Here is a 21539-nt window from a genome sequence, read left to right as displayed (position 1 = left end):
ATGAATGAAGATAAAAATAATGTAATACAACTTAAGAAACGTTCGCTCAAACAAAAAGCTAGCGAACGGTTTCTTGAGAGCATAGGTGATCAAGTAGAGCCAGAGGCATTGGCTTCAGGTGGTAAAATGGATGATGTTAGTTCTGAATGTGAGAGCAAAGATGACCAAGAAACAGAGTGATCAGATTAAAAAATCAAAGGAAAGAAAAGTGAAGGAAATGGACCCAAATAAAATGACTTCCCAACTAGCAATAGCAATCTATCGAGCTGCGAACCGATGCAAATTACCAGTCTAAAAATTTGCATATAACAAACTGTTTAAGAGTGATTCGCAACGCGTGGCATTTTTACTATGCGTTGGTTTTAGTGGTTAAGGTGGTATGCGGGAGCTTCGGTATTGCGTTGCTCACACCTTAACAGAGCGTTAGCTTTTCATGGCTATTACACACGAGTTTTAACTCCATCGTATATTTAATATCGACAATTAGGTCACTTGTTAGTTCGTAATTAATGTTCAGGTTTTGTTTCATCTGGAGTTAATTATGTTTCCGAAAGATTTTTACATCTTACCCGAAGAACTATTTAGGATAGGTAATAAGGAAACTCCCAAGCTATCGCATGTGAGAGCTAGGGATGTGGACACGATGCAGTTAAACGGTATAACGGTAATTATTGCTAATGGAAAGGGGATCAGTGTGTTTGACAAGACTGGGATTAACCAATCTAATATGACGGGTTGGGTTTGGAGGTTTCCACCCAACACGCGCCCTCCTCAGGGGCTAAAGCTTGTAAACGATAAGCCACATCATTACGGTATCGCACCTATCACAAATATGCCTTTAGATAAGTATAAGGGGTTACTGGAAGAGATGGCTTTGAAAGCAACAAGGGTGTTTAAAAAAGAGGGTAAAGTAGTTTGAGACGGATAACTTTAGATTTAGCATCTTCGGATATGAAATTAGTCCTAGAAGGTTTGGAGTCATTGGAAAAGCAATGGGCACATGTTTGTGAGAACTCTGACGATGAGGATGAAATATCAGACTACGGTAACGATCTGATTGAACTGAGGTTGCTCATTAAATCACTACGAAACGATGCTATAAGTGTATTTGGAGATAATGTGGTCAATTTTTCAAGAGACCTTCTCTAAAATAAAGCTAACAAACTGTTTAAGAGAGATTCGCAACGCGTGGCATTTTTACTATGCGTTGCGTTTATCGTTTAAGGTGGTATGCGGCGGCTTTGGTATTGCGTTGCTCACACCTTAACAGGGCGTTAGCAAATCAAAGGAGTTTCAGTGGAAGTTGTTGGAAAAATAGAAAGTAGCACTGAGCTACAAAGATAAATCGACTTTGCAAAATACGTAGATATGCTCGATACCAGTAACTTATTCCTTTCTCGAGTATCGTGTTTTGAAGATCAACTCGAGGGCGGTTTAACACCAAGCTACATAATGGTAAGTAATGGGATGGCTAATCTCCTCAGTCAAATTGTTTGCAGTATGCCGTCAGCAAGTAAGCCAACCCCTGAAGAAGTAGAAGAGCGAACAATTCAGAGACGAAAGCTAGAAGATGAGTATGAAAATCGTACTTACAATACAGTTTTTGGATCTTTCAAGCATGATGAAGTTGAGCATGAAACGGTATTTAAGCAGCATCGTCACTGGGTTGATGTTAGCTGTTGGCATGCTAACAAGTCTGAAAGTATGGCAATGTGGAAAATCTATGGTGGTTCCACAAACTCAGTTTGTGTGGTCACTGATGTCGAGCACTTGAAAAGTGCTGTGCTAAGTCCACCTGAATACAACCTTGTTCTTTCACCAGTCCATTATATTTCGCATGATGATGAACCTTTTAAGGAATACCATGGTCTAGCTCCTTTGATGCATAAGTCAGACTTTTATGCGTTTGAGAATGAAGTTCGCCTGATGGCTTACAAGCCTTCAGCGAAGCTACTTTCAACTCGTCCAGAAGGTGATCGCGGTACTACTGTGAAAGTGAACTTGAATACACTGATACAAGAGGTGCGTGTTGCGCATGATGCTCCTGAATGGTTTTTCCAACTTGTTGACTCAGTTACTAAAAAGTTCAGCGTAAGTGCGCCTGTCGTTAGATCAAAGATGCGTAAACTGCCAATGTTCTCGCTATAGATTAGCTAACAAACTGTTTAAGAGTGATTCGCAACGCGTGGCATTTTTACTATGCGTTGGTTTAAGTGATTAAGGTGGTATGCGGCAGCTTAGGTATTGCGTTGCTCACACCTTAACAGGGCGTTATATTTTTGGAGGCAGAATGTCCGATTTTGAGTGTATTGAAGACGATGCAATATACGAGCAGTTATGTTTAGAGAGAGCATGGGATGAGGCAAGTAAAGTATCAGCTTTAGAGCAGTGTATTTATTTGTTTGTAGAGGGAGAGAGCGAAGAAGTTGCTTTTAGAATCCTGTTAGAAGAGGGGCTAGGAATAGATTTCTCTGAGTATGGTGTCGTTATTGCTAATTATAATGGTATTGGTAATCTGAGGCATGTTATTAGAATTATGGCTCAAACGTTAAGCCATGATCGTCCTATGATTTTTACTTATGACGACGACGATCCTTCGAAAGTTCCACCATTGAATTCTCTACCTAGTAATATTCATCTATTTAAAGTTCCTTGTTTACCAACAGTTACGTTACCAAGTGGTCAGCAAGGTGGATCTTTTGAAGAGTCTTTTGATTGTAGAGATTTTATTGATGCATGTTTTGAAACCACATTTTTAAAGAATAATCCTAAGGTTTTAAAACAAGATTTCATTAGTGTGTTTGATTCAAGTAAACCTTTTTATGCTCAGATTGTGAACTTTTTAAAAACGCAAGGGGTAGCAACATATGTTTTACCTAAACCTGAGATTGCAGAGAACATGGCTGTAGCTTGTGAACCTATCCCTGATACTTATCAGAAACTTGCTGATTTAATTAAAAAAATAAGGGTTCAAACTCCCGTAAAAGTAAAAATATAACAAATTGTTCAAGAGTGATTCGGCACGCGTGGCATTTTTAATATGCGTTAGTTTTAGTGGTTAAGGTTGCATGCAGAGGCTTCGGTACTGCGCGCCTCACACCTTAACAAGGCGTTATGCCTCAATATGGTAAAAGGAATTACTATGTATCCAGATGTAATCTTGCTTAATGGAACTGGAAGCTCAGGAAAAACGAGTCTGGCAAAAGAGTTACAGGAACTGTTGGCAACGCAGTATTTGAACTTTAGTGTAGACAGCGTTCTCTATTCATTACCGCCTTCGGACCTAAAATGTATGATGGTTGGTAAACCTATTGACCGAGCCGGTTACGATTATGCGCAGTTGGTCGATGGCTATCATCGTTGTGTCAGAGCAATCTTAGAGTCGGGATGTAACGTTGTCATCGACAATGCCTGGGTAAACAAAGACGAAATAGACGCACTTTTTAAGCTTCTCGAAAATTTCAAAGTTGTTTGTGTGAAAGTGCAATGTAGCTTAGAGGTTTGTATGGCTCGCGAGATTGCTCGTGGTGATAGAGCAATTGGTTTGGCAGAGTGGGAGTATCCACTTGTACATAACCATATGACTTGTGATGTAACGGTAGATACGAGTAATGTTTCGCCAAAAGTGGCGGCAAGGGAATTAGCTCAGAAACTTGGTATTCTGGTAGTGCAAGAGGCATAACAAAGCGTTAAAGAGGGACTTGGCACGCGTGGAATTTTCAATTTGCGTTGGGTTTAGTGGTTAAGGCGTAATGCGGTCACTTTTGTATTGCGTGCCTGCGCCCCTTAACGCGGCGTTATACGTCCGAGTACCCCACGTTTAGTAGACACTTTACTAAGTTAGATCTAGGGTCTAATTGAGAGGTGATTTATGGCTAAACATCGTAATCCAGCGTACACCGAAGAGTTCCGCAAAGAAGCAGTCCGCTTGGCCAGTCTTCCTGGCCGAACAGCAGTTTCCGTTGCCAAGGAGCTGGGCATTAGTGCCCAGCAGATCCGGAACTGGAAGCGCCAGTTCACACGCCTATCTGATAAACAGTTTAACACCTTAGATGGTGTTGATTATTCGAAGAAAGAGTCCGAAGAGCTTCGAGCGTTAAGGCGCGAGAACAAACGACTCAAAGATGAAATGGAATTCCTAAAAAAGGTCTCGGCGTACTTCGCGAAGCAGCAAGAGTGAAGTACGAGTTCATCGAAAGCTATGTAGGTGAGTATTCCATTAGCTTAATGTGTCGTGCGTTAGAGGTGAGTCGGGGTGGTTATTACAAGTGGTGTCATCATACGCCAAGTGAGCGTTCAGAGCGGCGAAAGCGCTTTGAACAGCTCGTCATGTGTACCTTTGCTCAATACCGGGCACGTTACGGCTCAGTGCGAATAGCCGAAGAGCTCAACGAAGCAGGCTATGCCTGCTGTGTGAATTATGTGGCTGATATCATGAAGGAAAAAGGTATTAGGGCACGTAATGGCAAAGGGTTTAAATACAGCAAGGATGTGGCAGCGATGACGAATGTTGCTGACAACTTACTGCGTCGAGACTTTGTATCTGAGACACCGAATCAGAAATGGGTCACTGACATCACGTATATCTGGGTGAAGAGCCGTTGGCTCTTCTTGGCGACAGTGATGGACCTGCATTCAAGGCGCATCGTGGGTTGGTCGTTAGGGACAACGATGACCGTCGAGCTCATCACTAATGCGTTAAAAATGGCGTTTGAGTCACGTAAGCCGCCTAAGGGCGTCATTATCCACTCGGACCGTGGTGTACAATACAGAGCCTATAAATATCAAGACTTCATGCGCAAGCATGGAGGTGTACCGAGCATGAGTCGACAGGGTAACTGTTGGGATAATGCGGTGATGGAGTCGTTCTACAGTCGACTGAAAGTCGAACTGATATACGCAGAAGACTACCAAACTCTCGAAGAAGCCCGAATGGGCATCTTCGAATACATCGAGGTATTTTACAATCGTAGAAGAAGACACTCAGCGTTAGGGCATGTCAGTCCGGTTGAGTACGAAAGTATGTAGTTATGTACTGTCTACTTTTTGTGGGGTACACCAACGTACTAATTAACAAGGAAGAATTAAATTTGAAAGGAAACTGTTTGTGTGGAGAGGTTTCGTTTGAGTTGTCAGGCGAATTACCACCCATCTATCAATGCCATTGTTCTCTGTGTCGCAAGATATCGGGTTCTTCATCAAACTCAGCGTTGATTGTTAAAGCATCAAGTTTTAAGTGGCGTTCCGGCGAACATCAAATTAGGTCGTTCTCTACAAGCTCAGGTTTTAAATCTGAGTTTTGTTGTCAGTGTGGTTGCCCAGTACCAAATATTAGCTCAAGCGGTGATTCATATTGGGTGCCCGCAGGTCTATTGTCCGAGCCTGTGGAGACGAAAGTTTCTGCTCATGTTTATGTCGGTTCTCGCGCAAGTTGGGATGTTGGTTTCATAAATGACGGTATACCGCAGTTTGATACGATGCCAACTAAGAAAGATTGGTTAAAAATATGCGGGTAACGCACGCATAACAAGGCGTTCAAGAGGGATTCTCAACGCTTGGCAGTTTTGGTTCAAAGTTTGGCTTTTGTGTTTATGGCACAATGGTTTAAGTTGGGTGGTATAGCGTTGTTCACCCCTTAACGCGGCGTTATGTTTTTTCCCCAGGTTGAAGTTATGGATTTTGAAAGTAGCCTTCTAGATATTCATCACCTATACGGTAATCAGCTTTCTGATGAACTTATAGAGTTTTTTACTGCTTATGCCGATAGTGAATTATCCGAATTAGAAATTGAACTTACAGTCAATTACTATGGAAATATCACTCAGCCGGAATCCCTTGAAAAGATATGCAGTAGTCGCGAAATTATCGAGATTCATCAATATCTCGGTTTCTTGGAAGATTATGTGGTGCACTTTGAGATAAGCAAAGGTTTTGTAGAGACACAACATTTATGCCCAGTTGCTTTATCGTATGATTCTTTATACTTAATTTCCCTGTCGGGAGTACACAGCGGGAAAGTTTACCATGCAGACAATGGTGATTTCGGTATTGGACTGGTGTGCAATAGTCTTAAAGATTTTAAGAAATTAGTTGGATTGTCGTAAGTCATTTCTTAAAAACATAACAAAGCATTTAAGAGTGATTCCCAACGCTTGGCATTTTCAGTTCAAGGTAGGGTTTCGTGTTTACGGTGCAATGGTTTAGGTTAAGTGGCTGCGTTGCTCACACCTTAATGCGGCGTTATAACTCTTTTGTCAGTTTCATTGTTACACCTTTGATCTTGAAGAGCCTCAAGAACAATTAACTTGTTGTTAGTATGGTTGCTTATTTTGTGAGACCTTTTCGTTCAAACAATTGATGGGGCGGTTTTTAAGTGGCAGCACGTCCTAGCTTACTAAAAATGAAAGTGGCTTTTGCAAAGGTTAACCGAGATGTATCGGATGTTGGTACAATAATTGGTGGTAAAGTGAATCACAATATCAATGTGCTAACACCAGAGCAGGGCCGTTTTGAAAATGCATGTGCAATTCGGATGTCATATGTACTTAATTATGCTGGTTTTAAGGTTCCTTACATTAAAAATAAAACTGTATCTGGTGGACAGGGAAATTGGTATATCTACAGAGTCAGGGATTTGATCAGCTTCTTGCATCAAAAGTTTGGTGATCCTGAGGTTGTAATTGAAAATCCTAACGCGAATAAGTTGGCTGACTACAAAGGTATATTGATCGTTGATGTGGATACTTGGCTAGATGCATCAGGGCATGCAAGTATTTGGACTGGCTCAAGATGTACGGATAGTTGTTACTTCCCACAAGCAAAGAAGGCGTACTTATGGAAACTAGAAGAGTAGTCAGCACTATATTTGTTGCAACTTTTAGCGTGGGATTAAGCGCAAGTCCATTGAGCACTCAAAGTGATGAGCAGTTGTTTAAAAAATATGCGCTTTCTTCTTGTATTGCGACTTATTACAAGGGCTCCGATGTGGCCAAAGATGCGGTAACGGCAATGCAAGGCTACAGAGAGTTTTCTAATTTGCCTTTGGATGCATTTTTTGAGCTCAGTGAATTATTGAGCAATGAGAATATTGACTCTTATAAATCAAAAAGTGGTAGTGCAATAGAATTGGCATATTGTTTAGACTTCGCGAACTCAGAAGACGTTCATAAGCTATTGACTAAGGCAAAATCAGAGTTATAACAAACTGTTTAAGAGTGATTCGCAACGCATGGCATTTTTACTATGCGTTGCGTTTTGTGTTTAAGGTGGTATGCGGCGGCTTTAGTATAGCGTTGCTCACACCTTAACAGGGCGTTATGCGACAGGGCAAAATTTTTAGGTTTCTTCACTTTCGTTGTCTTTGGCCATTCGTTTTTCGGTGTCGGCAAATCAGCATTTTCGGTTCAAATTCTTGAATCACTTAAACCGTAAAGCATGCCAAAGTTCATGAAGTTGCCTCATTAAAAATCGCATTTGGGCGTTAGTTTTTGGAGGTTAAATGTCATCATTAATTTTTTATACAGACAGCACACAAGCACTGGTAGCTACAGATACTTTGGCAGTAGATAACGCGGGTGAACCATTTGCGTTTGTAACCAAAGCAGGTTACATCCCTCACTTGAGAACTATTGTTGCAGGGGCAGGTGCTAGCGGGTTTGCAAACAGATGGCTACTTGATGCTAGCACTCAGATGATTGTTAAAGGTATTAGAAATCTTGATTTTCATACACCAAACGCACTTCGAAAGTTATGGTGTGAGTATAAAGCTGAGCATTCGCTACCCGATGATTTCACTACAACAGTTTATCAATTTGGTGTTTGTGAAGAGAGTGGTCAAATTGTGTCATATGCATATCGCTCCACAAGTAATTTTGAATCTGAATTGTTGCAATATGGCACGGCTGTTAAACCTGAATGTAGTGTACCAACCGGTAATTTGATTGAACTGATCCCTCATATGATGGAAGAACAGCGTGAAATACAGAACACCAAGCCAGAAAATGAACGTGTTTACATTGGTGGTGAGGTTTTTGCTTATTATCTAACTCCTTCAGGGTGTAACTGTCTGAAACTTGCTGAGTTTGATAATTTTGAAGAACAACAACAGCAAATTTTCGACAATTACGTAAAAACCAAAAACTAACAAACTGTTTAAGAGTGATTCGCAACGCGTGGCATTTTCACTATTCGTTGCGTTTAGTGTTTAAGGTGGTATGCGGCGGCATCGGTATTGCGTTGCTCACACCTTAACAGGGCGTTATACGAATAGAGGGAATTTATGTACAAGAGTACTGATTTTAGCTTGGATTCAAAAGAGTTCAGGTTTAAGAAAGACTCATATCCTTTGTCTAAGATAAACAATGTTAGGGTTAAAAAGTTAAGTTTTCTTGATAATTTAGGTCAAGTTTTATTCTGGGTGTGTGTTTTTTTCAGGGGCAGTTTGGTTAGTTATTCCAAGGTTGGAAGAGGTACCACAATGGCTACTAGTTTTAGTTCTTAGTCTGACGGTCGTAGGTTTGGTCTTTGCTCTTCTTCGTTGCTCTAAATATGCACTTCAAGTCGAGTTTCGCCACATAGATGAAACGGGCGTTCAATGGGTTAATGTCGCCAAGTCATACTCAAAGTCAGATTGTGAGTTATTTGAACAGCAAGTGTTGGCACTGAAGAAATTCGTATAACAAATTGTTTAAGAGTGATTCGGCACGCGTGGCATTTTTACTATGCGTTAGGTTTGGTGGTTAAGGTGTTATGCGGCAGCATTGGTGTTGCGTGCCTCACACCTTAACAAGGCGTTAGGCGATTAGGAGAGTTCATTGTTCGAAGTTGGTAAAATTTATAACCGTCGGTCTGATATTCACGGCGTATACAAAGGGCAACAGTATGGTGGTATTGCTACACCAGCTAATCATCCTTATGTATTTATATTCACCAGCGATGCTGGTGAAGAGTTCGGCTATTCTGATGTTTTTGGCCCAGATGGTACGTTTAGGTATACAGGCGAAGGCCAAGAAGGTGATATGCAGATGGTCAAAGGTAATTTGGCAATCTTCGAGCACCAGAAAAATAAAAAAGAAATCTTGTTGTTTGAGTCGACGACAAAAGGTTTTGTGCGTTTCGTTGGAGTATGTAGTTACATTGAACACCACATCGAGCAGCGACCTGACAAAAATGGTCAGCTTCGAGATGCTTTCATTTTTCACTTGGACGTACTTCCACAGTCAAGGCGACCAGGCGTGGTAAATGGAAGGGCTCCTTACTTAACAAAACCAACCAAAAGTAAATCACTTAAGCAATTACGCGATATTGCTACCGCAGTGACCCCGAACGATGTGGACGTTAAAGAACAAGTTGTTCATGTCCGTTATCGCAGTGAGGCTATAAAGTTATATGCTAAAAAGCGCGCAAATGGGGTTTGTGAAGGTTGCAGAAGCAAGTCACCCTTTGAAACTAAGGATGGACCTTATTTAGAAGTCCATCATTTAACTAGGCTTGCTGACGGTGGTGCTGATTGCCCGGAAAATGTTATCGCTCTATGCCCTACGTATCACAGGAGAGCGCATTATTCAATCGACAACAAAGAGTTCAACGAAAAGTTGTTAAAAACAGCCCTTAGCATCGAAGAAAAAATCGCCTAACAAAGCATTTAAGACGGATTCCCAACGCTTGGTATTTTCGGTTTGCTTCAATTTCAGTGTTTACGGCACAATACTTTAAGTTCGGTGGTCTGCGTTGCTCACCACTTAATGCGGCGTTAGCAATATAAGGCAAAAGTTCAGGTCTTTTACTAATCTTTATCACGATAGATTGGCTAGGAGACAGATTAATGGAATGTGAATCTACAGCGTCAAAACAAGAGTTTATCAATGCGTTGATCAAGCTAAGAGATAAAAGTCGGTTTCGAGATACGACTAGTTATTTGGAAATGCTGCGGGCTCAGGCAAAGTCTGACAATCAGACAATAACAGCAACTAAGTTAGCCGAAGTTGTTGGTTTCCCAAATTACAATACTGCAAATTTAAAGTATGGAACTTTGGGGCATGAATTGGCAGAAGTGCTAAATTATGAACCACCAAAAAGAAACGATGGCAGCACAATGTGGTTCTGGACAATCTCAACTGGAAATCCGGCTTCTGAAGACACTCAAGATGGACACTATGAATTCGTAATGCGCCCAGAGTTGTATGAGGCTTTAGTAGAGATTAAGTGGGTGCGTTAGAGATATTGCTAACAATCTGTTTAAGAGTGATTCGCAACGCGTGGCATTTTTGCTATGCGTTGCGTTTAGTGTTTAAGGTGGTATGCGGGAGCTTCGGTACTGCGTTGCTCACACCTTAACAGGGCGTTAACTGGCGCAGAAAATATGAAAGCACATTGATACCGTTACGAGGTTTAGAGGTTTAGCGTGTTTGGTCGGTTTCCTTAATTAAGCTAATGCGACTAATTTCAATTTGGTACTTAAGTTTACTCATGAGAAAGGCGGCACAAAGCCTTCTAATAATATAAGGCATTCGCGATTAGCTCGGCGCACTTACATCGCCGAAGTATGGTGTTGTGAGACGTATTTCAAACTAAAGGTAAACGGTAATCTTTTAGTTAAATACATATTTGAGTTAGCTTTACTAATCATTAATTAGGAAAACTAGCCTTGGCTAAAGTGGCTGTAAGATCGGCGAAAACTGAAAGGCGCTCAGTTAACAAACTGTTCAAGAGGGATTCGCAACGCGTGGCGTTTTTACTATGCGCTGATTTTAGTGTTTAAGGTGGTATGCGGTGGCTTCGGTAATGCGTTGCTCACCCCTTAACAGAGCGTTATATGCTTCGGAGTTTGGCAGCATGGAAGAATTCAAAAAATTAGTGGAAATTACAGAGCTTGATGAGAAGCATCAGTTGCTTAGCCGAGTTACAGGTTATGTACCTGACCTCAAAAAAACTCATGAGGCTCTATCAGAAGTCACATTAAATGATGAAGTTCCTGAGGATCTTAGAGGTCAATTTAATGTGGCGAAAAATATGGGGCTTTACTACTATTTCTTTTACGCACTTGCTCCAGAAGTTCAGTTAAAAACGTACACAGTTATCGAATCAGCCTTGCGACTAAAAGCAGAACAGGTAGGTATTTATGGGCAGAAAAATCGACCTCTGATGCTTAGAAAATTGCTGACTCATGCTGTAGATAAAGGTTGGGTTACTGATGATGGCTTTAGGCATATTGATAATCCGAATTCAGCTAATGAATGGTGCCGAAGTATGATCAACGTTATTTCTAGTTTGCGTAACTCGCAAGCGCATGGTTCAAACTCTCTAGTTCCAGACTTTTACCATCACATTTGTGTGTGTGCAGACTTTTTAAATCAGTTGTATCCCAAACAAGTACGCATATAACAATCAATTTAAGAGGGATTCACAACGCTTGGCATTTTTGCTTCTACTTCAAATTTAGTGTTTATGGCACAATGCTTTAGGTTTAGGTGGAGGCATTGTTCACCCCTTAATTGGGCGTTAGCCGTCATGGTGCTTGCTATACTCAAAGTGATAGAATAGTATCACTATAGTATTCCTTTGGAGCAGCTCTCATGAAAGTAGAACTAGTTACATCACTTAAACGTCAAGCAACTAAGATCCTTGCCGATCTCCACGACACCAAAGAACCAGTGTTAATTACCGAGCATGGTAAGCCATCCGCGTATCTAGTTGATGTTGCTGATTACGAGTTTATGCAAAATCGTTTGGCTATTCTGGAGGGTATTGCACGAGGCGAACGCGCGCTAGCTGACGGTAAAGTGGTAAGTCATGATGAAGCCAAGGACAAAATGTCAAAATGGCTGAAATAATCTGGACTGAGCCAGCATTATCTGACCTCAACGATATCGCTGAATACATCGCAGTTGAAAACATTGTTGCGGCAAAGCAGTTAGTACAAACGATCTTCTCCAAAGTTGCACGCCTACAAACTTTCCCAGAGTCAGGTCGTATTCCACCCGAACTAGAACATTTAAGTTATCGTGAAGTTGTCGTTAATCCATGTCGTGTTTTCTATAAGCAAGACGGTGACAAAGTGTTTATTCTGTTTGTTATGCGTGCTGAGAGAGATTTACGCAAATTCCTGTTGAATAAGCAATAACCGTTGGGAATGAGCGGCTAACAAACTGTTTAAGAGTGATTCGCAACGCGTGGCATTTTTACTATGCGTTGTGTTTGGTGTTTAAGGTAGTATGCGGCGGCTTTGGTATTGCGTTGCTCACACCTTAACAGGGCGTTATGTAACTTCATGATTAGTCAGTTTCAAAACTATATAATTTCAATCATAAAGTTTTCTTCTCTTTTTTACATGAGGTCGAATCAGCGGCACATTATATATCCTAAGATACTTACTAAGGATTGAGGTGGAAATGAAATTGCCAACATGGGAAAACTTCGTGCCAATTACCCTGCTTTGCCAGCTAATGTGGTTTTTGAAAAAATTGGTGGTAAAGTAGGTTTGAACTACGAACTAGGTATATTTTCAAACGCTTGTGCTATTAGAGTTTCCAAAGCTCTTAATGGTAGCGGCGTAGAACACAAAATTCCTCGTTACAACGCGATTGGTCCGGAAGGAAAAATGAGTCTTCAAGTCTCTTCGGGACAAAATAAATTTTGGTATATTTTTCGAGTCAAAATTCTTATCAAATACCTATCAGAAAAATACTTTAGCCCTGAAGAGCTGACTCCCGAAGAGCATCTAGAGAAAATTAAAGGGCGTAAGGGCATAATTATCTATCAAGTTGACGGATGGAGTGATGCGACAGGGCATGCTGACCTATGGGATGGGAATAAATGTGTATACCAAGGGTATGCATCAGTCACTCACAAAGTTCTGTTCTGGGAGTGCACATGATCAAGGTTATGACTTTCATACTTTTACTGATGTCATTATCTGTAAAAGCTAATACTGGTCCCCAGTATAATATCGATGAACAATTAATGCAATTCGCGAGAGCGAATTGTTTATATCAGTACTTTCAACATAAAAACTATGACTTAGGTGATATTAGAAATATCTCTGCAGGTATAGTGCAAATGAGTTCTATATCACCAGACACTTTCGTTGAAGTATCTAAGCTAGTAAAAAAATATGAACCCGCAATTAATTATAAGAATGAGACGTCTCCTTTACTCGCGAAGTGTTTTACTTTGGAAAACGATCCTGTTTTTCTAGAAAATCTGAGCTTGTTGACTGAGGTTGAGTAAAGTTACATAACAAACTGTTTAAGAGTGATTCGCAACGCGTGGCATTTTTGCTATGCGTTGCGTTTAATGGTTAAGGTGTTGTGCGGAAGCGTCGATATTGCGTTGCTCACACCTTAACAGGGCGTTATGCGTACGAGCATGATTAGCTACTCTCTCTTATGGTAAAATTCGCATTTTGTTATAGGATCCCAAGATGAGCGATGAGCATTTTCAAGGCAAGTATGAGGTAGAGCTAAAGTACCGCCTTGAGTCGAAGACTAATTTCATGAATGTTTTGAAAAATATACCCCATGAAATAATGGTTGAGGACAATCTAGAATCCGATTGTTATTTTGATACTCCTGATAAATCATTGTATCAGCAGAATAAGAGTGTCTGTATTCGTACTATGAAGCCTTCGGGTATTAAGCTTTGGATTGTAAAAGGCCCTGAGGCAGACCGATGTGAAGCGACTAATATCACTGATGCAGAAAATGCTAGAAGTATGCTTGAAACTATGGGGTACGAAATTACGTTAAAGGCTACCAAAACTCGAAGTATCTATTTCGTTGGCAAGTTTCGTATCACGGTTGATTCATTAGATGGTATTGGCGACTTTGCTGAGTTCGCTATCATGACAGACGATGCATCAATGCTAATTGCTTATAGGTCGGAACTTGAAGCCCTAGCTAGCAAGTTTGGGTTGACAGGTTCAGCATTGCAGAATAAATCCTATAAACAGATGTTCGAGGAAAAGTACGCATAACAAAGCATTTAAGAGTGATTTGCAACGCTTGGCATTTTCGCTTCGCTCAAGTATAGCCAAACGTCGCTCACACCTTAATGCGGCGTTAGTACGGGTTTGACACCAAAGGTCATAAGTTTTGGTGTTTATCTGTTTTGGCGCTCGTCTTTACACCTTTCACGTTCTTTCCGGTGGCACTATATGGTGAGTGTTTGCTTTGGTTTCACCGTTTACGGTTTCTAACTCTTAGCCTATTTCTTTTGCGCTTCTTCATTTTCGTGGTGGCTTTTGAGAGAACCTTGATTACTTTTGGTGTGGCTGTTTAAGTACGAGGAAAGAATCCTTTTCTAATTTGAAGCCAGTGAAAGTAGGGCAGTTCAGTGAGTTTTTCTTCTAGCCAACTTTCGTATTTCAATCGGGGTAAAGTTTTGTAGCTGCCCTTCTCACTTCAATGTTCAAAGCCTTTCATATTATGCGACTTTTCAATATCTTGGAGCGCACAAATAGAAGTAGCGCATGTACTAACAAATTGCTTAAGCGTGATTCGTAACGCGTGGCATTTTTACTATGCGGTGGCTTATGTGATTAAGGCGCTGTGCGGTAGCTTTTGTATTGCGTTACTCACACCTTAGCAAGGCGTTAGAGCGCAGGAGAAAAAGGTGAATATGACGGACATAATTGAATACATTTCATATCTTATCGCAGGCATTATTATCGCTCCCTTCGGCTTTATGTTGTTTAAAGAGTTCATCGGTAAAGATCGCAAGACGGTCACAGATGAAGTCAAATCTACGGTAGGAGACGAATCGAGAAAGTTTTTGGGCGGTAGATATGGTGATGCGGTTGTAGGTCAGTTTGTCGAGTTTAAACTGATAATAGCGATAGGTTTGCCATTAGTTCTATTTCTAGGAATATCTTCTTTGGTAAATTCTCTTTTGAAAGTTCTGTTCAATCTGTGAGTTGCGCTCTAACAAACTGTTCAAGAGGGATTCGCAACGCGTGGCATTTTCACTATGCGTTGGTTTTAGTGTTTAAGGTGGTATGCGGCGGCTTAGGTATTGCGTTGCAATACGCAGGTGGTATGGGTGGTGCTGAAAGAGCATACTTACAAAGCCAAGATTACGGTTGTGAGCTTTCTTTGAGTTTCAGTTTACAACACTTGGGTAAATTAAACGTGGAGCTTGGTAACTATGAACTCGCTGAAAAGCAGTTTATTGAAGCATTGGCTATTCGAACGAAACTGAAGCGTACAGACTTAATAGATTCGACCAACCAAGCAATACAAGGGTTACAAAAGCTACGAACATAACAAACAGTTCAAGTGGGATTCAGCACGCGTGGTATTTTTGGTATGCGTTGGTTTCGGTGTTGAAGTGCCATGCAGCGGCTTGGTCATTGTGTGCTTCACCCCTTAACTGGGCGTTAGGCTTAATTGGAGGGATAGTGAAATATTCATGAGACAAGCTGTAGATTCAGATATCGACTTTCTTCTTAATCTGCGTGATATAACGATGGGTAAGTACCTTAAAGATTGTGGTATGCCTATAACGGAAGATGCGTATTTAAGTCGAATATTATACGAATTTGAACATGCGAAAATTATTGAAGTCGCTGGTTCTTCGGCTGGTTTGTTCAAAGCAAAATTTAACGAAGATTCTAACGAATGGTATCTTGTCCAAATTCAAATCCATCCAAACTACCAACATCAAAATATAGCAAGTTCTCTTATTTCAATGTTAATCGGTAAAGCCAACCTTACGGGCAGTTCGGTTGGGCTTAGTGTATTAAAAACAAATCCCGCTAAACACTTGTATTCAAGGTTAGGTTTTGTAATGGTTGGCGAAAATGAGCTGGTGTATCTCATGCAGCATAAGCCTAACAAAGCGTTTCAGAGGGACTCCTAACGCTTGGCGGTTCTAGCTCAAAGTTCAGCTTAAGTGTTTATGGCATAATGTTTAAGTTTAGGTGGTATCGCGTTCTCGCCCCTTAACGCGGCGTTAGTCGCCAGAAAAAGCTAGCAATCAAAATCATGTTTCTGAGCTTAAAATTTGGCAGCTGTTTGTTTGGTATAAAGATTCATCGTCGATGGTCAAAACTCAGTTTCAACTGTTTAAAGTCCACAGTTTTGCAAGTGTCCTAGCGGTTGTTTAGTTCTTTGGTTCTGACAGAGCAGGGCAATCGAGAATTTGTTTTTGGTTGCAACTCTGCTCGGTGAGTTTGTTGGTACAAAAGCTTATTTACTTGCTGAAAGGACGTTTTCTCTGTTGTTGTTAGTTCCACGTGGTTTCAGTGACTTTGTTGAAAGTCCGCACTGTGAGATTGGTTTTCCAAAAGCGCTTTTTGGTGTTGCCAGTCCGTTTTCTGCGGCGCTGTTTTTTCTAAGTGGTTTCATTAACTACCCGCTTTGAGACTACGCCTGACTTAAGTGCATCAAAGCATATAAAGTTTGTTGTTCGCAAAGCTTGGTTCGGCTTAAAATTGTCGAACGGTGCCTCGCGACTAACAAACTGCTCAAGAGGGATTCGCAACGCGTGGCATTTTCACTATGCGTTGATTTTAGTGATTAAGGTGGTTTGCAGCGGCTTTTGTATTGCGTTGCTCACCCCTTAGCAGGGCGTTATATGCGCTCGATAAATTTGAATATGGATGGTCATGGATAATATCGAAAAAGAGCTTTATCAAGCAGCAGTAGAACTAGTCAGTATGAGATATCCTTCGGGGTGGGGCGGTGCTGCGGCTGTTAGAACTGAGTCAGGGAAAATATTAACAAGTATTGCCCCTGATACTGAAAATGATGCTCTTTCATTGTGTATGGAAGTGGGAGCTTATTTAGAGGCTCACAAACTCAATGAGCGCGTGACCCACTCATTATGCCTATGTCGTGAAAATGAGAACGATGAGTTTCTAATCTTGTCACCATGCGGGGTTTGCCAAGAGCGCCTCGTTCACTGGGGTGGGGACGTCAAAGCAGCAATTACGACTCCAGATAATGCATTGGTTTTCAAAAACTATACGTGAATTAATGCCTCATCATTGGTCACTTGTAAACGGCAAAGCGCTATAACAAGGCGTTTAAGGCGGATTCACAACGCTTGGCGATTTCAGTTTAAGTTGAATTTTGTGTCTAAGGTACAATGGTTTAGGTTTCGTGGTTGGCGTTGTTCACCACTTAACGCGGCGTTAACTGGCGCAGAAAATACGAAAGCACAATGATACCGTTCCTAGGTTCAGAGATTTAGCGTGTTCGGTCGGTTTCCTTAGCTGAGCTAATGCGACTAATTTCAGTTTAATACTTAAGTTTACTGATGTGAAAGGCGGCACAAAGCCTTCTAATAATATAAGGCATTCGCGATTAGTTCGGCGCACTTACATCGCCGAAGTATGGTGTTGTGAGACGCATTTCCAACTAAAGATAAACGGTAATTTTTTGGTTAAATACATATTTGAGTTAGCTTTGCTAATCATTAATTAGCAAAACGAGCTTTGGCGAAAGTGGCTGAAAGATCGGCGAAAACTGAAAGGCGATCAGTTAACAAACTGTTCAAGAGGGATTCGCAACGCGTGGCATTTGCACTATGCGTTGGTTTTTTAGTGTTTAAGGTGGTATGCGGCGGCTTCAGTATTGCGTTGCTCACCCCTTAACAGAGCGTTAGGCGAGGGAAGTCATGTATAGAATATTATTCCTCTTTTTATTATTGCCATTATGGTTAGTTGCAGCTGTAGATTTACCATCTGATTATGTTGGAATTGAAATATATCAATCTACAATTGATGACGTGTCTAAAAAACTCGGTAAATCTCAACTTCAAAGTATCCCATATGGTGACCATGAAAATGGTTATTGTTATGTTTCTGATAATGGTATTTATGCGGTTTTTAGTTCAGGTCCAATGGGAGCCCAATCCATTATTACCAGAATGAGTATTCATTTGGACAATCCAGGATTGAAATGTAGCCCAAGCAAGCTAGAGTTACCTACTTGCATTGGTGAACTTTGTTTAGGTGTTTCAAAAAATGAATCTGAAAGCCTTTTAAGAGGAGTTTTAGATCTTACAAATGATGGCAGTAATAGTTACGTGAAAAGCTTCTGGTTGACAAGGGAATTGACTGAAGAGGAAAAACAGAAGTTGAATTTATCTGAAGAAATGACTGTTGCTGATATTACCAACAACATTTGGTTCAAATTCGTAAATGAAGAAGCAATAGAAATTGGTGTTATAAAGTTTGAAACGTACTGAGTCGCCTAACAAACAATTTAAGAGTGATTCAGCACGCGTGGCATTTTCACTATGCGTTGATTTCAGTGATTAAGGTGGTATGCAGCGGCTTCGGTATTGCGTTGCTCACCCCTTAACAGGGCGTTAGCCCTCAAGGAGAAAATAAAAAATTGTTTGAAAATCACTTAAAAAGAACAAAGTTCTTGCTGTGTTTACAGGGTATATCTGTTGCAGTTACTCTGTTTCTACTATTTACCTTGCTTGCCCAAGTTAATCAATTGAGCTCTTCGAGTCTTTTTCTCGCATTTGCAATCGTTTTAGTGATGCTAAGCTTGAACTTGTCTAGTTTTTACGGGTTGTTAAAAAAGAAGCTTTGGGTATTTAAGTTAATGATCGCTCTTTATTTTATCCAGATGATAGGCATAGAAACGCCTAACTTTTCCTTAGCCTTTTCTTCTGGAATTGAAGTACCGATAAGTGTGAATGTTAATGAAGTAACAGTTTCTCTAAACTTACTGGCAATCTTGGTGGTTTGGTTGTCGTATACAAGTCTTAACCTTTTGAAAAAGGGCTAACAAATTGTTAAAGAGTGATTCGGCACGCGTGGCATTTTTACTATGCGTTGGTTTTAGTGGTTAAGGTGGTATGCGGGAGCTTCGGTATTGCGTGCCTCACACCTTAACAAGGCGTTAGGTTTCATGGAGTATTATGCCAAAGCCAGAAACAGAAGAAGAGAATAGAGTACGTTGGTTGAAAGAACTGGAAGGCAAGAACATCAACCATTATTCTGTTATTTTAAGTGCTTACTTGAATAGTGGTAGTGAGACAAACAAAGCTATACTGGCTATATCTTCAGCCGCCCTAGGGCTTTTGATTGCCGCTTATCAAGATGTGAGTAACATTACTTGCAATAGCAAGTTAATTTTTACTATTGCCGTAGTTACTTTTTGTTTGGCGATTATATCGATACTCTTTATTTTCAATTTAAATCAAAAGTATTTTGAAGCTGTGATACGCGAAAAATCAGAGGATAAAGTTTTAAAGGATTTAAAGTCCTATCGATATTTTAACTATACGATGTTTGGTGTCGGTGTGTTTTTTGCTGCTTTATTGGCAATTGCTGGCGTCTGGATTTAAACCTAACAAAGTATTCAAGAGGGATTCACAACGCTTGGCAGTTTTGGTTTAAACTGGCTTTTGTGTTTACGGCACAATGTTTTAAGTTAGGTGGTGGCGTTGTTCACCCCTTAATGTGGCGTTAGCGCGCTAAGTCGACATAATATTTATAAACATTATTGAGATGAAAAGATGAGATTTAATATGTCTGTTAATGATAACTTTGCTTCATTCTTTGATGAAGGGAGTGAAATTTATATTTTCGTTGATAGTTTTGATAATGAAAACTTTGATGTGAGGCTAGGAAATATAAGTGAATCAGAGTTAATTGGCTCAATTTCTGCGAAAAGTGACTCTGAATTGAACTCGAAGCTTGAAGAGCTTTATCGTAGCTTTATGGAGGGTAAACATGATTTCACAAGCTCAAATAGCTGCGCTCGAAAGTTCAGTAAATGAGGTTTTACGTCGCCATAAAATGTCATTTAAGTTATCTAAGCACTTTGTTAAAGATAGAATGAATGAAACACGTAATAATCCATTGATAATGATTGCTGCTTAACTCTATATTTAACAGGTTAACAGCATTACATGTAGGGGCGCTTAAGAAGTTGAGTCACAATGACACTTTGATATTAGTTGTACGGTTTCGCATATAAATATGCCTTGTGCTGTTAATAAGATTCACGTGGATGGTGATGCGTATCAAGAAAATATAGTTATTACGGTAATGAGGAAAAAGGACTGGAAGTCAAAGGACCCCAAAGAATTTCTTGTTTAATTTAATAGCGCGCTAACAAAGCGTTTAAGAGGGATTTGGCACGAGTGGCATTTTCAGTTTGCGTTGGGTCTAGTGATTCCGGTGCTGTGCGGTAGCTTTTGTATTGCGTGCCTGTACCCCTTAACGCGGCGTTATGTTCCCGAGTACCCCACGTTTAGTAGACACTTTACTAAGTTAGATCTAGGGGCTAATTAAGAGTGATTTATGGCTAAACATCGTAATCCAGCGTACACCGAAGAGTTCCGCAAAGAAGCAGTTCACACGCCCATCTGATAAACAGTTTAACACCTTAGACGGTGTTGATTACTTGAAGAAAGAGTCCGAAGTGCTTCGAGCGCTAAGGCGCGAGAACAAGCGACTCAAAGATGAAATGGAATTTCTAAAAAAGGTCTCGGCGTACTTCGCGAAGCAGCAGAGTGAAGTACGAGTTCATTGAAAGCTATGCCTACTGCGTAAATTATGTGGCTGATATCATGAAGGAAAAAGGTATCAGGGCACGTAATGTTAAAGGGTTTAAATACAGCAAGGATGTGGCTGCTATGACGAATGTTGCCGACAATTTACTGCGTAGAGACTTTGAGTCTGAGAAGCCAAATTAGAAGTGGGTTACGGCCATCACGTATATCTGGGTGAAGAGCCGTTGGCTCTTCTTGGCGACAGTGATGGACCTGCATTCAAGGCGCATTGTGGGTTGATCGCTAAGGACAACGATGACCGTCGAGCTCATCACCAATGCCCTAAAAATGGCATTTGATTCACGTAAGCCGCCTAAGGGCGTCATTACCCGCTTACAATACAGAGCATATAAATATCAAGACTTCATGCGTAAGCATGGAGGTGTACCGAGCATGAACCGGCAGGGTAACTGTTGGGATAATGCGGTGATGGAGTCGTTCTACAGTCGACTAAAAGTCGAACAGATATACGCAGACGACTATCAAACACTCGAAGAAGCCCGAATGGGCATCTTCGAATACATCGAGGTATTTTACAATCGTAGAAGAAGACACTCAGCGTTGGGGCAGGTTAGCTCAGTTGAGTACGAAAGTATGTAGTTATGTACTATCTACTTTTTGTGGGGTTCACCAGTGAACAAAGAAGGAGTAATATGGAGTATATACCCAAACTATTAGCTAATAAATTTAAATGGGCTGCTACTTCTTCCATACTGAAGCTTTGGTTTATATGTGTCTGCTTTGCTTTTTTTGATGCCTTTATTGGTACCAATTCTCATGCGTATTAATGGTGATTTGGTATTATTAACGTTGAGTGTCTATTTAGTGTTTATATTAGACATATTTTCCGCTAAGTATTACATCTAGAACAGATGTGTTGTTAGGTACTCCGGTTCCTAAAAATAATAAGATGAATTTTGTATTCCTAGCGGTATTCTATTTTAAGTTAAGCTGTGCTGTTCTCTTGGCTGTTTCTCCACTATTTTTTGGTGATTAGGTTTTTGGGCAAGTCACATAACAAA

At 40.6% G+C, this 21539-nt stretch carries 29 protein-coding genes and 2 pseudogenes; all 31 read left to right on the top strand.

All coding sequences use genetic code 11. From position 1 onward, the window contains the following. The 31 genes and pseudogenes from J8Z23_RS08795 (at nt 1) to J8Z23_RS08645 (ending at nt 21117) form a co-directional block, all read left to right on the top strand. Nucleotides 1-180, top strand: coding sequence for a hypothetical protein (locus tag J8Z23_RS08795; protein WP_009696803.1), 180 nt, complete (start codon nt 1-3; stop codon nt 178-180). A 361-nt stretch (nt 181-541) separates the two neighbouring features. Continuing rightward, nucleotides 542-919: a hypothetical protein gene (locus J8Z23_RS08790; RefSeq protein WP_025611528.1), complete on the top strand. Its 378-nt coding sequence runs from the start codon at nt 542-544 to the stop codon at nt 917-919. Nucleotides 920-1467: 548 nt separating this feature from the next. Continuing rightward, the gene (locus J8Z23_RS08785) at nt 1468-2148 is read left to right on the top strand and encodes a DUF2971 domain-containing protein (protein ID WP_301659081.1); all 681 of its coding nucleotides are present in this window, start codon (nt 1468-1470) and stop codon (nt 2146-2148) included. Between the two features lie 142 nt (nt 2149-2290). Continuing rightward, on the top strand, nt 2291-2998 hold the full coding sequence (locus tag J8Z23_RS08780) for a TOPRIM nucleotidyl transferase/hydrolase domain-containing protein (RefSeq protein ID WP_301658711.1): 708 nt from the start codon (nt 2291-2293) through the stop codon (nt 2996-2998). Between the two features lie 144 nt (nt 2999-3142). Then, entirely contained in the window at nt 3143-3682 is a 540-nt protein-coding gene (locus J8Z23_RS08775) for a chloramphenicol phosphotransferase CPT family protein (protein WP_301658712.1), read from the top strand. Nucleotides 3683-3871: 189 nt separating this feature from the next. Continuing rightward, on the top strand, nt 3872-4180 hold the full coding sequence (locus J8Z23_RS08770; RefSeq protein ID WP_004413754.1) for a transposase: 309 nt from the start codon (nt 3872-3874) through the stop codon (nt 4178-4180). Further along, nucleotides 4177-5028 (top strand): IS3 family transposase, encoded by an 852-nt coding sequence (locus tag J8Z23_RS08765; RefSeq protein ID WP_434633003.1) that lies wholly within the window; start codon nt 4177-4179, stop codon nt 5026-5028. Before J8Z23_RS08770 ends, J8Z23_RS08765 begins: the two co-directional genes overlap by 4 nt. Nucleotides 5029-5030: 2 nt before the next feature. Further along, entirely contained in the window at nt 5031-5516 is a 486-nt protein-coding gene (locus J8Z23_RS08760) for a GFA family protein (protein ID WP_434633001.1), read from the top strand. A 156-nt stretch (nt 5517-5672) separates the two neighbouring features. Next, entirely contained in the window at nt 5673-6104 is a 432-nt protein-coding gene (locus J8Z23_RS08755) for a hypothetical protein (RefSeq protein WP_256895158.1), read from the top strand. A 269-nt stretch (nt 6105-6373) separates the two neighbouring features. After that, complete coding sequence (locus J8Z23_RS08750) at nt 6374-6853, top strand: type VI secretion system amidase effector protein Tae4 (RefSeq protein WP_301658714.1); 480 nt, start codon at nt 6374-6376, stop codon at nt 6851-6853. Next, on the top strand, nt 6835-7200 hold the full coding sequence (locus J8Z23_RS08745) for a T6SS amidase immunity protein Tai4 family protein (protein ID WP_301658715.1): 366 nt from the start codon (nt 6835-6837) through the stop codon (nt 7198-7200). The genes J8Z23_RS08750 and J8Z23_RS08745 overlap by 19 nt, the downstream gene beginning before the upstream one ends. A 298-nt stretch (nt 7201-7498) precedes the next feature. Next, nucleotides 7499-8143 carry a hypothetical protein gene (locus J8Z23_RS08740; protein WP_301658716.1) on the top strand — a complete coding sequence of 215 codons (645 nt, stop codon included), beginning with the start codon at nt 7499-7501 and terminating at the stop codon, nt 8141-8143. Nucleotides 8144-8278: 135 nt separating this feature from the next. Then, nucleotides 8279-8678: pseudogene (locus J8Z23_RS08735) on the top strand (DUF6232 family protein). A 135-nt stretch (nt 8679-8813) separates the two neighbouring features. Beyond that, nucleotides 8814-9635 (top strand): HNH endonuclease, encoded by an 822-nt coding sequence (locus tag J8Z23_RS08730; protein WP_301658718.1) that lies wholly within the window; start codon nt 8814-8816, stop codon nt 9633-9635. 188 nt (nt 9636-9823) lie between these two features. Further along, nucleotides 9824-10216: a hypothetical protein gene (locus tag J8Z23_RS08725; protein ID WP_005464480.1), complete on the top strand. Its 393-nt coding sequence runs from the start codon at nt 9824-9826 to the stop codon at nt 10214-10216. 617 nt (nt 10217-10833) lie between these two features. Next, nucleotides 10834-11382 carry a hypothetical protein gene (locus J8Z23_RS08720; protein ID WP_434632996.1) on the top strand — a complete coding sequence of 183 codons (549 nt, stop codon included), beginning with the start codon at nt 10834-10836 and terminating at the stop codon, nt 11380-11382. Between the two features lie 191 nt (nt 11383-11573). Further along, nucleotides 11574-11831, top strand: coding sequence for a type II toxin-antitoxin system Phd/YefM family antitoxin (locus J8Z23_RS08715; RefSeq protein WP_053397238.1), 258 nt, complete (start codon nt 11574-11576; stop codon nt 11829-11831). Beyond that, nucleotides 11819-12121 carry a type II toxin-antitoxin system RelE/ParE family toxin gene (locus J8Z23_RS08710; protein ID WP_053397237.1) on the top strand — a complete coding sequence of 101 codons (303 nt, stop codon included), beginning with the start codon at nt 11819-11821 and terminating at the stop codon, nt 12119-12121. Before J8Z23_RS08715 ends, J8Z23_RS08710 begins: the two co-directional genes overlap by 13 nt. Nucleotides 12122-12403: 282 nt before the next feature. Beyond that, nucleotides 12404-12874, top strand: coding sequence for a type VI secretion system amidase effector protein Tae4 (locus J8Z23_RS08705; RefSeq protein ID WP_434632991.1), 471 nt, complete (start codon nt 12404-12406; stop codon nt 12872-12874). Then, on the top strand, nt 12871-13227 hold the full coding sequence (locus tag J8Z23_RS08700) for a hypothetical protein (RefSeq protein WP_301659323.1): 357 nt from the start codon (nt 12871-12873) through the stop codon (nt 13225-13227). Before J8Z23_RS08705 ends, J8Z23_RS08700 begins: the two co-directional genes overlap by 4 nt. Before the next feature lie 193 nt (nt 13228-13420). Then, entirely contained in the window at nt 13421-13972 is a 552-nt protein-coding gene (gene cyaB / locus J8Z23_RS08695) for a class IV adenylate cyclase (protein ID WP_301659324.1), read from the top strand. A gap of 644 nt (nt 13973-14616) precedes the next feature. Beyond that, on the top strand, nt 14617-14910 hold the full coding sequence (locus tag J8Z23_RS08690) for a hypothetical protein (RefSeq protein ID WP_230689976.1): 294 nt from the start codon (nt 14617-14619) through the stop codon (nt 14908-14910). A gap of 68 nt (nt 14911-14978) precedes the next feature. Next, nucleotides 14979-15260 carry a hypothetical protein gene (locus J8Z23_RS08685; RefSeq protein WP_434632987.1) on the top strand — a complete coding sequence of 94 codons (282 nt, stop codon included), beginning with the start codon at nt 14979-14981 and terminating at the stop codon, nt 15258-15260. 145 nt (nt 15261-15405) lie between these two features. Beyond that, nucleotides 15406-15855 (top strand): GNAT family N-acetyltransferase, encoded by a 450-nt coding sequence (locus J8Z23_RS08680; RefSeq protein WP_434632984.1) that lies wholly within the window; start codon nt 15406-15408, stop codon nt 15853-15855. A 288-nt stretch (nt 15856-16143) separates the two neighbouring features. After that, on the top strand, nt 16144-16359 hold the full coding sequence (locus J8Z23_RS08675; RefSeq protein ID WP_301659948.1) for a hypothetical protein: 216 nt from the start codon (nt 16144-16146) through the stop codon (nt 16357-16359). Nucleotides 16360-16603: 244 nt separating this feature from the next. Beyond that, a pseudogene (locus tag J8Z23_RS08670) lies at nt 16604-17015 on the top strand (cytidine deaminase). Between the two features lie 601 nt (nt 17016-17616). Continuing rightward, nucleotides 17617-18189, top strand: a complete 573-nt coding sequence (locus J8Z23_RS08665) for a hypothetical protein (RefSeq protein ID WP_301659408.1) — start codon at nt 17617-17619, stop codon at nt 18187-18189. Nucleotides 18190-18338: 149 nt separating this feature from the next. Further along, on the top strand, nt 18339-18743 hold the full coding sequence (locus J8Z23_RS08660; protein WP_301659407.1) for a hypothetical protein: 405 nt from the start codon (nt 18339-18341) through the stop codon (nt 18741-18743). A 133-nt stretch (nt 18744-18876) separates the two neighbouring features. After that, the gene (locus J8Z23_RS08655) at nt 18877-19305 is read left to right on the top strand and encodes a hypothetical protein (protein WP_301659406.1); all 429 of its coding nucleotides are present in this window, start codon (nt 18877-18879) and stop codon (nt 19303-19305) included. Between the two features lie 183 nt (nt 19306-19488). Then, nucleotides 19489-19740 (top strand): hypothetical protein, encoded by a 252-nt coding sequence (locus J8Z23_RS08650; protein ID WP_256895168.1) that lies wholly within the window; start codon nt 19489-19491, stop codon nt 19738-19740. Nucleotides 19741-20772: 1032 nt separating this feature from the next. Continuing rightward, a complete protein-coding gene (locus tag J8Z23_RS08645) occupies nt 20773-21117 on the top strand; it encodes an IS3 family transposase (protein WP_301659405.1) in 345 nt (114 codons plus the stop codon). Nucleotides 21118-21539 lie beyond the last annotated feature (422 nt).

Source organism: Vibrio sp. SCSIO 43086 (genome assembly GCF_051132235.1).
Classification (GTDB): Bacteria; Pseudomonadota; Gammaproteobacteria; order Enterobacterales; family Vibrionaceae; genus Vibrio; species Vibrio diabolicus.
This window is presented reverse-complemented; position numbering and strand designations above follow the sequence as displayed.